Source organism: Pantoea coffeiphila (genome assembly GCF_016909495.1).
Taxonomy (GTDB): domain Bacteria; phylum Pseudomonadota; class Gammaproteobacteria; order Enterobacterales; family Enterobacteriaceae; genus Erwinia; species Erwinia coffeiphila.
The window spans coordinates 60,915-76,139 of the sequence record NZ_JAFBFW010000006.1 but is presented as its reverse complement, the minus strand read 5'-3'; the positions used below and the strand labels follow the sequence as shown (position 1 = coordinate 76,139).

Genomic DNA, 15,225 nt, shown 5'->3' with positions numbered 1-15,225 from the left:
ATAGCCCAATGCGTTATGACCTTGTTTCGTTATCAATCTTTGTGGCCGTTGCAGAAGAGCAGAACCTGACGCGTGCGGCACACCGCAAACACACCGCTGTCTCGGCGGTGAGTAAACGCGTTGCCGAACTGGAACAACAGGTTGGAACGCAGCTGATGCTGCGACTGCCGCGCGGAATTGAACTGACACCAGCCGGACACTCTTTGCTTTATCACGCCCGCCAGGTTTTTCGCAATCTGGAACAAATGGAAGAAGAGTTAAGCGATTATGCTGCAGGCGTACGTGGCCATATTCGTATCTACACCATTTCAGCCGCCCTGATGCACTGTCTGCCGAAGGCAATTGGGCAATTTTTGGGAAATTATCCTCAAACCGATATTGATATTGAAGAACATACCGGCATCAGCGTGGTGCAGGGATTGCTGGAAGGCAGTGCTGACGTGGGGATTTTCTCCAGTTGGACGCCGTCATTGGGCATCGAAGTCTGGCCCTGGCAACAGGATCATCTGGCGGTGATGGTATGGCCCGGTCACCCGTTAGCGGAAAGTGCGTCCCTTACACTCACCGATATCATCGATGAAAAGATAATCGGCCCCCATCGTGATAGTGCGGTTAGCCATATTCTTGACAGGGAAGCACGCAAGCTGGGAAAAACACTCAATATTGGGCTACGCGTCAGCAGTTTTGTGTCAATGGCGGAGCTTGTCAGCCATCAGCTTGGCATCGCCATTCTGCCGGTTAATGAGATCTCTCCGGCCGCCCTGCACAACGGGGTCAGAGGCATCCCATTGGCAGAAACCTGGGCAAGCAGAGAGCTGTTAGTCGGGGTAAAAAAATACGCACATGCTTCTCCTTCGGTTAAGACCTTGATCAAAAGCCTTATGCCCGCGAAAGGATGCGAGATTGAGGATGGCAGAGAAGATCGTAAAAACCGGCCAGCCTGAGCTGACCGGTTTACTGTCAGACAAAGCAAATGCAGGTTGGACTGGCTGCTTCAATAACGATATTGGTTTTTATCAACATACCGCTGCTGAGATCTACATTGAAGACCTGAATAGTATCTGAATCTTCGTTGGCGCTATAAAACTGCTTGCCGTCAGGCGATAGCGTGGTGAAACGAGGCGTTTTTCCACCGCAAGGCACCCAGCTAAGTGGCGCAAGCGTACCGTTTTGTGCATCTATCGCGAATATTGCGATGCTGTCATGACCGCGATTGGCGACATAGAGAAAACGACCAGAAGGATGTACCTCTATCTCACTTGCATCGCTGCGCGCGGTGTAACCTTCTGGCAATGCAGAAAGGGTCTGGATCAGCGTTAACTTACCCAGTGTTAAATCCACCGCGAATACGCTGACAGTGCTACTGAGTTCGCTGACGCCATACAGCCATTGTCCGCTGGGATGAAAATCAACGTGGCGAGGCCAACTCCCCTCAGCCAGTTGCACCTCGTCAGATAACTCAGACTGGATTCCGTTCCAGCGATAGAGTCGTACCATGTCGATGCCATTGCCAGCGGGACGTCCCTGCATCGGAACAGCAAAAAGCGCGCTCCCTGGCGCAAAAACAATTTCATGCGGTCGTGAAAGTGACTGAACGTCATCCTGCGGATGCCCCTCAACAAAGGCCAGATGTGATGGCGCGGCCAGGCCATCAGGCTCAATTGTTAACGCAGCGATATTGCCGCCTTCATGATTCGCGATCAGCAGCACGGCATTGTCTGGCGTCAGTGAACTACCGACCGGATTGTTCCTACGCTGTGGGTCAAGCGCTGGATTGCGGTGGCGAGGTCCAGTGGTTTGATCGCTGACTAATGTCAGCAGGCCGGTGTTCTCATTACGATCGTACACCGCGACACGATCGCCATCCCCATGCAATGCATACAAACGTTTACGCCCTGGGTCTAACGTTAGCCATGAAGGATTTTCCTGTACTGACGCTATGCACTGCACATGCTGCCATGCACCAGAATCCGTAATGTGAAAAACCTCAATACCTTTACCTCTTGCGCCGCGCCAGGTTGACGTGCGGCAGCCAACATATGCAAAACTTGCCATAACACACTCCTTTATTTGCATTTATAATTACACAAGTGCAAAAAATGCAAAGTGATCAAAGTCGCAACTTTTTAGTCAAAACCATAAAACACTGCGTATTTCCGGCCTTTAAAAGACCTTCCATGGTGGGAAAATTTTGATCCCATAAAGATTATTTGCATTTAATTAACTTCAAATGCACAAAATGAACGATCTCGCTCACAATTTCAGCAAACCCACATTGCAGAAATTCCCTGCTCACCGCTTACTGTTAACAGATAGTGAACAACCGTTAATAAAATGTATCTGGGAGAAGGGTATGACCCAACGTATTGCTTATGTGACATCCGGTATGGGCAGTCTTGGAACTGCGATCTGCCGTCGATTAGCTCAAGATGGTTTTAAGGTAATTGCTGGTTGCGGGCCAGACTCAAAAAGAAAACAAAGCTGGCTTGATGATAATAAAAAATTAGGCTTCGATTTTATTGCATCTGAAGGCAATGTTGCAGACTGGGATTCTACCGTTAAAGCTTTTGAAAAAATCCGTGCTGACGTTGGCGAAGTTGACGTGCTTATTAATAACTCTGGAACGGCTCGCAATGTTTTATTTCGCGACATGCAGCCTCCGGAATGGAAAGCAGTCATCGACATCAACATGAACTCATTATTCAACGTAACGCGTCAGGTGGTAGACGGAATGATGGCTCGAGGTTGGGGTAGAATAATCAATATTTCTTCCCTGAACGCTCAGGTCGGCACGATCGGGCAGGTAAACTACTCTACCGCGAAATATGCCGTGCGTGGTTTCACCCGAGCACTGGCCCGTGAAGTTTCCGCGCGCGGCGTTACCGTTAACACGGTCTCACCGGGTTATCTTGCGACAAGTAAGCTGAAAACCGTCACGCCGGTGCAGGTCATCGATAAAATCGTGCAGGAAATACCCGTACGCCGTTTGGGCTCGCCAAAAGAAATCGCTTCGATTTGCGCCTGGCTGGCATCAGATGAAGCCGGCTATGCTACCGGGGCTAATTTCTCCCTCAATGGCGGAATGCATATGAGTTAATAAGCCACCTCACGCTTTTTACAACGACAATTCATTTAATTACGCATATAGCAATATATGCGTAGGAGGCTTTTATGCTCTCTTTTCTGGGTTACGGCATGATCGTGGTCTTTATGATCCTGATTATGACCAAAAGACTTTCCGCACTGGTTGCATTAACACTTATTCCCATTATCTTTGCCATCATTGCAGGTTTCGGCGGTGAAATGGGCGGCATGATGATCGACGGACTGAAAAAAGTGGCTCCCACGGCCATAATGGTAATATTCGCGATACTATATTTCAGCACCATGTTTGATACCGGTTTATTTGATCCCATAATCCGTTTCTTCCTGAAAATCATTAATGGCGATCCCGTAAAGGCCGTTATGTGTACGGCATTACTGGCGGCGATGGTTTCGCTGGACGGCGATGGTTCAACGACCTATATGATCTGTGTCACCGCGATGCTGCCGCTGTTCAAACGTATTCGCCTCGATCCGCTGGCGCTAACCTGTGTGGTGTTCCTGTCAGGCAGCGTGACAAATCTTCTTCCCTGGGGTGGACCGCTGGCGCGCGTGTCGGCATCGTTGAAAGTTGAATCCAGCGAATTGTTTATCCCGCTCATTCCCACCATGCTGTGCGGCCTTGTCGGCGTACTGGTGCTTTCCTGGTATATCGGGATTCGTGAACGTCGCCGCCTGGGTAAGCTCAGTATTCAAACGAAGGGTAACGGTTCAGTGATGGAAGAGGATGCCGAGAGCTATCTGCCAGCCATTAATGATGTGAATGAGGAACTGCGCAGACCAAAACTGTTCTGGCTGAATGCGGCCCTAACGATTGTATTAATGGCATCGCTTGTGATGGAACTTCTGCCCCTGTCAGTCCTGTTTATGGTCGCATTTGCCATTGCGTTGCTGATCAACTATCCGCATCTGGATGCACAACGCCAACGCATCGCAGCCCACGCGCCGGCAGCGCTTAATCAGACCTCCATTTTCCTGGCTGCCGGTATCTTCGCCGGTATTCTTTCTGGCACGGGAATGGTTACGGCGATGTCAGGTACGTTGCTTAACGTATTACCTGATGCGTGGGGACCTTACCTTGCTCCGATTACCGCGCTGATCAGCTTACCGGGTACGTTCTTTATGTCGAATGACGCCTTCTATTACGGCTTACTGCCGGTGTTGGCAGAAGCAGCAAAGGTCTATGGCATTACGGCAGCAGAAATCGGCAGGGCTTCACTTGTGGGACAACCCGTGCATCTGTTGAGCCCTCTTGTGGCTTCGACTTATCTGTTGGTCGGTCTGGCAGGTGTTGAGTTCAGCGATCATCAGAAGTACACCTTTAAATGGGCATTCCTGCTGTGCATGATTTTCCTGGGATCGGGACTACTACTTGGACTGTACCCAATATATTCATCCGCCAGTTGATACAAAAAAGGCTCACCGGGTGAGCCTTTTTTCATTCTGCTTCAGCACTTATCCGACGCCGTTTTTTGTTCTCTAGCGCGACATAAAGATGCTGCTTCATCGTGTACGACGCTTCTATACGTTGCCCGGCCTCAATCATCTCCAGAATACGCATATGGTCTTTAACTTCGGCATAGTAGCGGCTGCGGTCATCCATGATGCGATAGTCCATCAATCGACGCATGCGGTTGACGTTACGAAGAGAAATTTCAAAAAAAGGATTGTTTGAAAAGCTGATAATAGTTTCATGGAAACGATAGCCAGCTATCTGAAGTTGAGTCGGGGATAAGCGTTCAATGCCCGATTCCAGTAACATTTCAAGCTCGCGACGAATGTCGTTTATTTTTTCCTGAGGCGCATTAAAAGTCGGCTCAAGGATGGCCATCGGTTCGATGACCATGCGGAAGCTGAAAATCTGTTCGAGAGCGGCTTTTGTTTTGGCCACGGGTAAAAAACGCCAGCCATAACCTTGTTTACGCTCAACCCAACCTTCGCTAATTCCGCGCGCCAGAATCGTTGATAGCTGGCTTTTGGTCAGTTCATAACGCTTCATCAAAAACAACTCAGTCACTTCGGCTTCGATTTTGTCCTGTAACCAATCTTCGGCTAATTGGTAATATTCTGGCAAATCGGGGCCATCCGGGACTAATTCTTCTTCTCGTTTCTGTGGGGCATAGTCATTACTGACAAAAAAACCACGATTGAGTTTTTGCTCAAGAATCCCTTTCTGCTCGAGAAACATTAATGCTTCACGTACAGGGGTGCGCGAAACGTCAAGGTTTTCAGCGAGTTTAGGAACGCTCAGGTGAGAGCCAGCCAAAATATCACCGGCATCAATCAAACTAATAATTTTTAATGAGATGCGTTCCGTCAGTGCACTGATCTTCATTTCTAACATCCGAATAGTCACAACTTATCAAATATTATTGCATTTGAAGTCAGTTAAAAGCAATGTTTTGAATGCATATCTATGATCCCTATAGGATATTGAACATTTTATCTTACTCACCTTAATTGAGAACCTTGTTGCATTAATCACGACCGTATTTGTCCCCCTTCCAAATCCCCCTACCCACCTCCAAACATCTACAGCCAGTATGAGTATTAAAAAAAGGCCGCCATCCCGGCAGCCCCTATCAATACATCAACCCTTACAAACCCCTTACGGGCGTGCCGCAGTCCCGTCCGGCAGGCGCGCGTGGGTCCATTCGGGAATGCCGCCCAGCACCGGGTATTTCGCCGCTTCTTTCAGATTGATATCTACCCCCAGTCCCGGGCGGTCGCTCAGGTAGGCATAGCCGCGGTCGATTTCCGGGCAGCCAGGGAACACCTCCATCAGCGCGTCGTTGACCGGCGTGTATTCCTGAATCCCCAGGTTGGTGATGCTCATATCGATATGCAGATTGGCGGCAACGCCGACGGGGGAGATGTCACCCGGTCCGTGCCAGACGTTTTCTTCGTTGTTCAATACGTAGGCTACGGTGGATTTCCCGCCGCACTGAGGCAGGAAAAGGTAATGCCCTGCAGAACAAAAACGCTTGAGGAATACAAATACCACAAACCATAATATATATTTTTATATTATTGACAACGACACCATCAGATAACAGTATTAATAGCATTTCCATATCAAACAATTAATTATTATTTTAATGCTCACCAATAAAAAGGTTCCACTCAGCCAGCAGATTACCCACACTCTGTCACCCTTGCCGGAGAACGTTTGGTTATCTTATCCTCATTATTAATTTAGCATTTCGAACTGGAGAGGAAATTTTGAAAAAACTCGTTATTCTCCCCAATGACTCATCGGCGGGGCACTTTAAGTTTATGGTACACAATGGCAATAAAATAAAACCCACAGAGATTTACACCAAAAACAACAGCGTGATAATCTCATTTAAACCTAACTTTACGACTGACCCTATTTATAATACAAAAATAGCCACTGACATTTTCGTTAAGCGTGATGAGCAGAGAAAAACCCGTCCTGGCATCTTCCACTCGTTGAACAACCTGAATACCGATGTTTATGAGGCGGAAACACTGCAGGAAATACTCGATTATAGTGAGAAAAATCACCCTATCGATATCTGGCTGGATGTGAAAACCATTTCAAGAATCAACACTGTCTTTTTGATCAAAGCCATCACCGATATCAATCCCACTCTGGCCGGAAGAGTCAATTTATACGCCTATCCTCACTCGATTGCCGAGCAATCAACCGAAACCTGGCAGCCCGCACTGGTGAAGGCAACGGAAGTCACACCGCATCTGGTTGAGAAAAACAATGCTATCTGGCACGCATTAACCAGCGATACACCTGAACTTGCCGCCGAGATATTCAGTCAGGAACGAGCGGACGAATGGACCGCTCAGCTATTAAAACGCTTCCTTGAAGAATTACCTGAACGGCAAAGTCATCTCACACGCAGCGAGCGGGAATTGCTGACAATCGTGAATGATGCCACCGGTTTACGGTTCATCGACCTTTGTGGATTGCATCATGCAAAATTTAACGATGATTTTATTAACTGGATGGAAATTCCGGCATTTCTTGATGAGTTAGAAATAAAGGGATTGATCGAATACGGCAACCGACCAGGTCATTCTAATCTGAAAGAAATTGTCGAACAAAACATCCATGATGATTTCTATGCTTACAATAATGTTGAAATACGAATAACAGACAAAGGCCGTAACGTCATCTCGGGCAGTCAAAAAGCTTCACAGAAGACCTCCGAATCAGAAACGTCCACTCTGTCTGAAAACGAAAACCCGTGGCTATGGGATGAAAATGAAATGCGCGTTGTACGGGCGTTTCATCCCTCAGACAAATAATTAAACGCGTCAGCGGGTAAGAGCTCATCCTCCCCTGACGCGCAATTCATCGTCACTCCCCCGGAATATAGTCCGCGGCCACCAGCGCCAGATCGCGGTATCCCCGCTCTTTCAGCTGCTGCGCCGCGCGGCCCGCACGAATGCCGCTGGCGCAGACCAGTACGATACGCCCCGACGCCGGTGGCTGCCAGGCCGCCAGCTCGGCGGGCAGGATGCGCTGAGCCTGGGCGGCCACGCTCACCGGGGCTTCTTCCAGGCTGCGCAGCTCCACAATGCAGTCTTCCGCCGTCAGCATCTGTGCGTCGAGGAACGGGATGATGGCTTCCGTCGGTTCCGGTGCACCGTCAAAGCGGAACTGGCCGAAACGCCAGTTCACGAAATCACAGTTCACCATGCAGCCCAGCGGTGATGGCGTCAGGCCGAGCAGCACGCTGAGGGTCATCTGCGCCTGTAGCGCGCCCAGCGTGGCGACCGCAGGCCCCATCACCCCCGCCGTGCTGCAGTTAGCCGCCGAGGACGGCAGCTGCGGGAACAGCGCACGATAGCTCGGTGCCCCGGCGCAGAAGCCGCCAACATAGCCCTGCCGCCCCAGAACCGAGGCGGAAATCAGCGGCAAATTACGGCTGAAGCAGGCGTCGGAAAGCAGCCAGGTGATGGCAAAGTTATCCGCCGCATCCACCACGATATCCATATCGCGCAGCGCATGATCCAGGCTGCTGCCGGACAGCCTGATATCAACGGCTTCCACCTCGCACTCCGGGTTCAGCGCGTTCAGCGCCCGGCGCGCAGCTACGGCTTTCGGCTGGCCGACGTCCTGCATGGTGAACAGCGTTTGCCGGTGCAGGTTATGCACCTCCACACGGTCGTCATCGCAGACGCGCAGGAAGCCGACTCCGGCCCCGGCCAGCTGCGGCAGTAAGGTGGCACCCAGACCACCTGCGCCAACCACCAGCACCCTCGCCTGCGCCAGCTTCTGCTGCCCCTGCGGGCCGATTTCCGGCAGCATGGTCTGCCGCTGGTAGCGATCCATCAGTTAAACTCCGCCAGGCCGAAGACAGGGGTTGAGGCCGCCGCCATATCGCGGCGCTCCATCGGCCCGGCCAGCAGCGCCTGCTGCCCGGCGTGGATCGCATCGCGGAAGGCGCTGGCCATACGCACCGGGTCCTGCGCTTTCGCTACGGCGGTATTCAGCAGGATCGCGTCAAAGCCCATCTCCATCGCCTGCGCGGCCTGGCTCGGCGTGCCGATCCCGGCATCCACCACCAGCGGTACGTCCTTAAACCATGCGCGCATGGTGCGCAGCCCTTCAATATTGCGCAGTCCCTGGCCGGAACCGATCGGTGCGCCCCACGGCATCAGTACCTGGCAGCCCGCCTCCAGCAGCTTCTCGCCCAATACCAGGTCTTCCGTGGTGTAAGGAAACACCTGGAACCCCTCTTCGCAGAGGATACGCGCCGCTTCCACCAGCCCGAACGGGTCCGGCTGGAGCGTGTCGGCATGGCCGATCACCTCCAGCTTGATCCAGCGGGTGTTGAACAGCTCACGCGCCATATGTGCGGTAGTCACTGCCTCTTTCACCGTATGGCAGCCTGCCGTATTCGGCAGCACGCGCTTGTTCAGCCGGGTCAGCAGATCGCGGAATGCCCCACCCGCTCCGCCTTCACGACGCAGGCTGACGGTAATAATCTCGGTGCCGGAGGCTTCAATCGCCTGGCCTAAAATCTCCGGCGACGGGTAGCCCGCCGTGCCCAGCAGAAAACGTGATTCAGGTGCGTAATCGTAAAAGTTCATCTCACCCCCCCTGCATCGGTGACAGCACTTCAATCTTGCTGCCTTCGTTAATTGGCGTGGCGTCATACAGCCCGCGCGGGACAAAATCGCCGTTCAGCGCACAGGCCACGCAGCTGCGATCGATCTGCTGCTCGTTAAGCAGCGCCGTCAGGGTCGCGGCCTGGGTTTCGGTCGCCTGACCGTTCAGTAAAATGTGCATCAGCGCGTCTCCTGCGACAGCTGTTGGATAAGGTTTTGCGCCACGATCGGTGCCAGCAGAAAGCCGTGCCGGTACATGCCGTTGACGTGGAAGGTGCCGTCGCGATAGCGAATATCCGGCAGGTTGTTCGGGTAAGAGGGGCGCAGGCCACTGCCGGTTTCAATCACCCGCGCTTCGGCCAGCGCCGGGTCGATGGTGTATGCCGCGCTCAGCAGTTCCATCAGCGCGCGGGCGCTGATCGGGCTGGCGTCGTTGCTTTCCACCATGGTGGCACCGAGCATAAAGCGCCCTTCGCTGCGCGGCACAAGGTAGCAGGGAAAGCGCGGATGCAGCAGGCGGACCGGGCGCGAAAACTGTACCTCATCGCTTTGCAGGATCAGCATCTCACCGCGCACGGCGCGCAGTTCCGGCAGCAGCGGCGCGGCGTGAATCCCCCGGCAGTCGATAATTTTGCCCGTTGGTTTGCCGTGGTGGATCGCCACGCCCGCGGCCAGCAGCTTCTGCCGCAGCTCCTGCATCGCCTTGCGCGGGTCAAGGTGCCCTTCGCTGGGGAAAAACAGCCCGCGTGCGAAGCGCCCGGCCAGGCGATCCTCCACGCTGCCCGGGTCCACCCACTCATGGCCCTGGGTCATTTTGGCAAAGCGGTTCAGTTCCATGCTGTCGCGCGGCGGCGCAATCACCAGCGTACCCTGGCGCGCCACGCCGCTGACGTGCGCCTGCCACCAGTCGGCGGAGCCCTGCCCAAGCCTGACCACCTCTTCCGGTGCGCCTTCGCCCTCGCAGAACGGCGCGAGCATACCGCCCGCATAGTGCGACGCGGGGCAGTGTTCATCAGAGGTGATGATTTCCAGCTTTTCTCCGGCGTCGGCCAGCGCGGTCGCCACGCACAGCCCGGTCACGCCGGAACCGAGGATCGACCAGTGGCTCACGATGTCGCCTCGGCGAAATATTCAGGGAGAGTAGTTACAAACGTCATACCGGCCTCTCAGATAACTAAGAAGACCCGCGATAATGAGAAGGGAGAGTATCGGCGTTCGGCGGCTGCGATCTGCCCGATAAGGCGTGCGGTGAAGCGGCACGACAGGTCTTCCTACGCCAGTATCAACTGGGTCAGGTTCTAAGGGTCGCTGAGCCGCGATAAATCGCAATCAGCCTCTCAGTCTCTTCGGCGAGACTCCCCTGACAGAGACTTTTTTATTGCATCCTGAGCGCAACCGCAAGCGTTTAGGTGGATTTATTTCGACGACCGTTTTCACCAGATGAAAATAGAGTGCCGGATTCAGCATTTTGCAAAGTGCGGGGCAGGCAACACAATTGCCCGATGCTGAAGGATTTTTCAGCGCGCCTTTCCCACATCAGGTCTGAACGGATGGACACCATGACAAAACCGGCCATATCGCATATCGCTTTCCTTACTCCCGGGAACTACCCGGACCACGCGCCGCTACAGGGACTGGAAGAGACCCTGCAACTGTTCGAGCTGGGTGAATCGCTGGGCTACAACGGTGGCTGGATTCGCCAGCGCCATCTGGAGCACGGCGTCTCCTCGGCGAGTACCTTTCTGGCCGCCGCCACGCAGCGCACCCGGCATATTGAGCTGGGCACCGCGGTGATCCAGATGGGCTATGAAAGCCCGTTTCGGCTGGCGGAAGATTTACTGACGGTGGACGTGCTGTCCCGTGGACGGCTCAACGTGGGCCTCAGTGCCGGGCAGCCGAACCACCTGGAACTGATCGGCCCGGCGCTGTTTTCCGGCGACTGGCGGCAGGAGGATTTCTCCTACGATCGGGTTCGACGCCTGCGGGATAACCTCAGCGGCCGCTGGCTGGCGGATGAAAATACCCTGATTGCCTCGCCGGGCAACCAGCAGCGCCCGCGCCTGCATCCCGACTCGCCGGGGCTGGTTAACCGCCTGTGGTACGGCGGCGGCTCGCTGAAATCGGCGGCCTGGGCGGCGGCGAACGGTTTTAACATGCTGATCGGCAATCTGACCTCAGGTGAAGAGACGAATAATTACTATGAGGCCCAGCTGGCGCAGATTGCCACCTATCGTAAAAACTGGCCCGAAGATGCCCCGCGTCGGCCGCGCATCGCCGCAGGCCGGGTCATTGTGCCCATCGACAGCGCGGACACCCCAACCCGCCGCCGCTACGCGGAATTTGCCGCCAGCCGCTATGAGCGCACGCTGACACCGCAGGGGCCGCGCCGTACGCTGTTTTCACAGGATATTGTCGGCAGCGCGGAGCAGATCCTCGAGCGCCTGTTTAACGACCCGATCCTGCGGGAAGTGGATGAACTAAGACTGGAGTTACCCTATGAGTTCACCGCAGATCAGTATCGCCAGATCATCAGCGACTTTGCCACGCTGATCGCCCCCGAACTGGGCTGGAACCGCCGAAAAAATCATCAGGAAAACACCGACATGGCTCTCTGAGCCATGACAGGCATCACAATTTTGTTTGTAGTGCCAGCAAAACCCGGGACCGCATTGGAATGATGCAATCTCTTCACTATCATTAAAAATTATTTTCATGATGACAGCAGTGAAGATCGACCAGTCAGAGAGAGGAATCGTGATAGTCTGACGGGGTCAGCAGCCATCAACTCTTTAATGCGAATCCAAACCATGAGTGGGACCTTCAGTAACGATGATGTCAGACGCCTGGCTGCCCTTGAGATGCTCAAATCTGAAGATGCTATCCGCGATGATATTTTGCAAAAATTCACCCTGCTCGCCAGCGATCTGCTGGCGTTTCCGGGCTGCTTTGTCTCGGTTCTGGATAATGAAAATCAGTATATTAAGGCCGCCTGCTGCCTGGATGTGCCGCAAAGTTCGCTGCATGACGCCTTCTGCCGCCAGGTGGTGCTCAGTGATTCGCTGCTGATCTGTAGCGACACGCTGCTTGACCCGCGTTTCAGCCAAAGTCCCTTCACGCTGGGCGCGCCTTTCATTCGATTCTACGCGGGTATACCCCTCTACACGCGGGAAGGCATTTCAGTGGGAACCCTGTGTATTACCGACACCCGGCCGCACACCATTGATGAACATCAGTCAACGATGCTGGAGCTGCTGGCGGGCCTGGTCAGCGGCTATCTTGATGCCTGGTACACTGCGGGTTACAAAGATGTGGTCACCCAGCTGCCCAATCGCCAGCGGCTGTTGAAGGATATCGGCCTGCTGCAGCGTGCCTCCAGCTTCGATCCGCTGACCCTGACGCTGATTGACTGCATTGATATGCCGCGCGCCTATGAAATCGCCCGCTCGATGGGGATGGATGCCGTAGAAACACTGCTGAAAGCCCTGACCGCAACGGTACGTTCCCGGCTGCATCTGAGCGAAGAGGACGTGCTGTACACCGTCGCTACCGGTCGTTTTGCTCTGCTCAGCCGAAAAAACAGCGCGGTCAACGCCAGAGCACTCAGCGATCGGCTGGAACATATTCGTGCTCAGGTACTGGGCGATATCACCATTGATGTGAAAATCTACGTCGGTGAGGTGAGTTTTGTGCCTGCCACCTCTCAGGTCACAGAGGTGCTGCGCCAGGCGGTCAGCGCCCTGCATGAGGCCATCAGCCAGAAGCAGACGGCGATGGCCTACAACGCCGACAGCGACAGCCGCCGCAATCTCAATTTTCAGCTGCTAAACGATCTGGCGCTGGCGCTGCGCGGCAGCCAGGGTCTGTACCTGGTGTATCAGCCGCAGCTCTGCCTGCACACCGGTAAACCGGTCGGGCTGGAGGCGCTGCTGCGCTGGCAGCATCCGGTTGCCGGCAATATCTCCCCTGCCGAGTTTATCCCGCTGGCGGAACATACCAGCCTGATGGATGAACTGACCGACTGGGTGATTGACCACGCGCTGCTGCAGCTGCGGGTCTGGCGTGAAAAAGGGCTGAATTTGCCGGTATCGGTTAACCTCAGCGTCAGCGACTTCTCCCGCCCGGAGTTTGCCTGCGATCTGGCAGAGAAAACCCGGCGCGCCGGTTTACAGCCCGGCGATCTGACCCTTGAATGCCTGGAAACCCAGCAGGTGCTGGAAAGCACCGAGGCCTGCCGGGGGCTGGATATGCTCAAGCAGCGCGGCTTTCGCATCGCGCTGGACGATTTTGGTTCCGGCTACAACAACATTAATACCCTGCGCCGCATCCCCATCGATGTGATTAAACTGGACCGTTCGCTGATCCAGCAGCTGAACTGCGATCCGGCCTGCGAAGTGATTGCCCGCCATATGATCACCATGTTGAAAGAGCTGAACTACGTGGTGCTGGCCGAAGGCGTGGAAGATCTGCAAACCCTGGCGTCGTTGCAGCATCTGGGCTGCGACGAAATCCAGGGTTTCTTTTATTCCCATCCCCTACCGCCGGACAAGCTGGAGCACTGGTTCAGCCATATGGCGGTGTAACTTCAGGGCTGTTCAATCCATACGGTCTGCGGGTTGGTAAACTCGCGCAGGCCAAAGTGCGACAGCTCGCGACCGAAACCGCTCTTCTTCACGCCGCCGATCGGCACGCGCGGATCGGAGAAGCTTGGCGTGTTGATAAACATCCCGCCGGTTTCAATGCGCGACGCCAGGCGCTGTGCGGCCTCCAGATCGCGGCTCCACAGGCTGCCCCCCAGACCGAATTCGGAATCATTGGCCAGCGCCACCGCATGTTCGGCATCATCCGCCACAATCAGCGAGGCCACCGGGCCAAACAGCTCCTGTTTAAAACTGGTCATTGCGGGCGTGACGTCGCTCAGTACCGTGGGCGCATAGTAGTTACCGTCGCCCGGCAGCACGTGGCCGCCCAGCAGCAGAGTGGCGCCCTCTTTCAGCGTGGCCTGCACCTGCGAATCCAGCTCGTCACGCAGATCGTAACGCGCCATCGGGCCAATCCACACCCCGGCTTCACGCGGGTCGCCAATTTTCATCGCCTTCACCGCAGTAAGGAATTTGTCGCGGAAGGTATCAAAAACCGCTTTCTCTACAATGATGCGTTTCGCCGAGATACACAGCTGGCCGTTATTCATAAAGCGACCGGCAATCGCCCCTTTCACTGCCGCATCGATATCGGCATCCGCCAGTACGATAAAGGCATCGGAGCCGCCCAGCTCCAGCACGCATTTTTTGATGGCGGCACCGGCCAGCGCGGCAATCGCCGATCCGGCGCGCACGCTGCCGGTCACGGTCACGGCTTTAATACGGCGATCGTTAATCGCCTGCGCCACGCCGTCGTTATCGGCGTTAACCACTGCAAACAGCCCTTCCGCCACCCCGGCATCGTTCAGCACCTGCTGTAGCAGCAGCGCACAGCCGATCACGTTCGGGGCCGGTTTCAGCAGATAGCTGTTGCCCGCCAGCAGAATCGGTACCGCGCCGCGCAGCACCTGCCAGATCGGGAAGTTCCACGGCATCACCGACAGCACCGCGCCCAGCGGCAGATAGTCAACGAAGGCTTTGTTACCTTCAACGGTGGTCGGTTCACGTTTCAGGAAGTCAGGACCGTGCTGTGCGTACCATTCACACAGCTTCGCGCTTTTCTCCACTTCGGCCAGGCCCTGATCGATGGGCTTACCCATTTCCGTGGTCATCATCTCCGCCAGCGCACGACTCTGTTCGCGCAGCCCGGCGGCAACGGACAGCAGCAGCTGCACGCGTGCGCTCAGCGGGCTGGTGCGCCAGTGCTGGAAAGCGCTGTCGCTTTGTGCCAGCGCGGCATCAACGTCGGCCCGGCTGGCGAAAGGATAGCGGGCCACCACGTCGCCCGTGGCGGGGTTGCGGGAAACGGCAGAATTTACGTCGGTCATGTTTTGCACCTTCTCGGTCATTCGGTTCGACATGGCACCCAGCGGCTCAGGCTGAAATGCGG

General features: G+C 54.8%; 13 protein-coding genes, 1 pseudogene and 1 riboswitch. Of the genes and pseudogenes, 6 read left to right on the top strand and 8 right to left on the bottom strand.

The annotated features are described in order from the left end of the window. Positions 1-8 precede the first annotated feature (8 nt). On the top strand, positions 9-944 hold the full coding sequence (locus JOE09_RS19155; protein WP_205066869.1) for a LysR family transcriptional regulator: 936 nt from the start codon (positions 9-11) through the stop codon (positions 942-944). 16 nt (positions 945-960) lie between these two features. On the opposite strand, the gene JOE09_RS19150 is transcribed toward JOE09_RS19155, so the two are convergent. After that, the gene (locus JOE09_RS19150; protein ID WP_205066868.1) at positions 961-2,055 is read right to left on the bottom strand and encodes a lactonase family protein; all 1,095 of its coding nucleotides are present in this window, start codon (positions 2,053-2,055) and stop codon (positions 961-963) included. Between the two features lie 298 nt (positions 2,056-2,353). On the opposite strand from JOE09_RS19150, the gene phbB reads away from it, so the two are divergent. Together phbB and JOE09_RS19140 are read left to right on the top strand one after the other, a co-directional pair. Beyond that, a complete protein-coding gene (gene phbB, locus JOE09_RS19145; protein WP_205066867.1) occupies positions 2,354-3,097 on the top strand; it encodes an acetoacetyl-CoA reductase in 744 nt (247 codons plus the stop codon). Between the two features lie 74 nt (positions 3,098-3,171). Then, a complete protein-coding gene (locus JOE09_RS19140; RefSeq protein ID WP_205066866.1) occupies positions 3,172-4,509 on the top strand; it encodes a CitMHS family transporter in 1,338 nt (445 codons plus the stop codon). A gap of 31 nt (positions 4,510-4,540) precedes the next feature. On the opposite strand, the gene JOE09_RS19135 is transcribed toward JOE09_RS19140, so the two are convergent. Continuing rightward, entirely contained in the window at positions 4,541-5,437 is an 897-nt protein-coding gene (locus JOE09_RS19135; RefSeq protein WP_205066865.1) for a GntR family transcriptional regulator, read from the bottom strand. 273 nt (positions 5,438-5,710) lie between these two features. Further along, a pseudogene (locus JOE09_RS19130) lies at positions 5,711-5,998 on the bottom strand (enolase C-terminal domain-like protein); the annotation flags it as partial. A gap of 326 nt (positions 5,999-6,324) precedes the next feature. On the opposite strand from JOE09_RS19130, the gene JOE09_RS19125 reads away from it, so the two are divergent. Then, positions 6,325-7,389 carry a hypothetical protein gene (locus JOE09_RS19125; RefSeq protein ID WP_205066864.1) on the top strand — a complete coding sequence of 355 codons (1,065 nt, stop codon included), beginning with the start codon at positions 6,325-6,327 and terminating at the stop codon, positions 7,387-7,389. A gap of 52 nt (positions 7,390-7,441) precedes the next feature. Here the strand turns inward: JOE09_RS19125 and JOE09_RS19120 are convergent, their stop codons facing one another. The 4 genes from JOE09_RS19120 to JOE09_RS19105 are packed head-to-tail and all read right to left on the bottom strand — an operon-like array spanning position 7,442 to position 10,308. Continuing rightward, positions 7,442-8,419, bottom strand: coding sequence for a HesA/MoeB/ThiF family protein (locus JOE09_RS19120; protein ID WP_205066863.1), 978 nt, complete (start codon positions 8,417-8,419; stop codon positions 7,442-7,444). Continuing rightward, a complete protein-coding gene (locus JOE09_RS19115) occupies positions 8,419-9,180 on the bottom strand; it encodes a thiazole synthase (protein WP_123333865.1) in 762 nt (253 codons plus the stop codon). Before JOE09_RS19115 ends, JOE09_RS19120 begins: the two co-directional genes overlap by 1 nt. A gap of 1 nt (position 9,181) precedes the next feature. Further along, the gene (gene thiS / locus JOE09_RS19110; protein ID WP_105591974.1) at positions 9,182-9,379 is read right to left on the bottom strand and encodes a sulfur carrier protein ThiS; all 198 of its coding nucleotides are present in this window, start codon (positions 9,377-9,379) and stop codon (positions 9,182-9,184) included. Continuing rightward, on the bottom strand, positions 9,379-10,308 hold the full coding sequence (locus JOE09_RS19105; protein WP_205066862.1) for an FAD-dependent oxidoreductase: 930 nt from the start codon (positions 10,306-10,308) through the stop codon (positions 9,379-9,381). Before JOE09_RS19105 ends, thiS begins: the two co-directional genes overlap by 1 nt. A gap of 141 nt (positions 10,309-10,449) precedes the next feature. Further along, a riboswitch (TPP riboswitch) is annotated at positions 10,450-10,570 on the bottom strand. Between the two features lie 187 nt (positions 10,571-10,757). On the opposite strand from JOE09_RS19105, the gene JOE09_RS19100 reads away from it, so the two are divergent. Continuing rightward, positions 10,758-11,813 (top strand): LLM class flavin-dependent oxidoreductase, encoded by a 1,056-nt coding sequence (locus JOE09_RS19100; protein WP_205066861.1) that lies wholly within the window; start codon positions 10,758-10,760, stop codon positions 11,811-11,813. A 192-nt stretch (positions 11,814-12,005) separates the two neighbouring features. Next, positions 12,006-13,778, top strand: a complete 1,773-nt coding sequence (locus JOE09_RS19095) for a sensor domain-containing diguanylate cyclase (protein ID WP_205066860.1) — start codon at positions 12,006-12,008, stop codon at positions 13,776-13,778. A 2-nt stretch (positions 13,779-13,780) separates the two neighbouring features. On the opposite strand, the gene JOE09_RS19090 is transcribed toward JOE09_RS19095, so the two are convergent. Further along, positions 13,781-15,163 (bottom strand): NAD-dependent succinate-semialdehyde dehydrogenase, encoded by a 1,383-nt coding sequence (locus JOE09_RS19090; RefSeq protein ID WP_239553188.1) that lies wholly within the window; start codon positions 15,161-15,163, stop codon positions 13,781-13,783. Between the last annotated feature and the right edge of the window lie 62 nt (positions 15,164-15,225).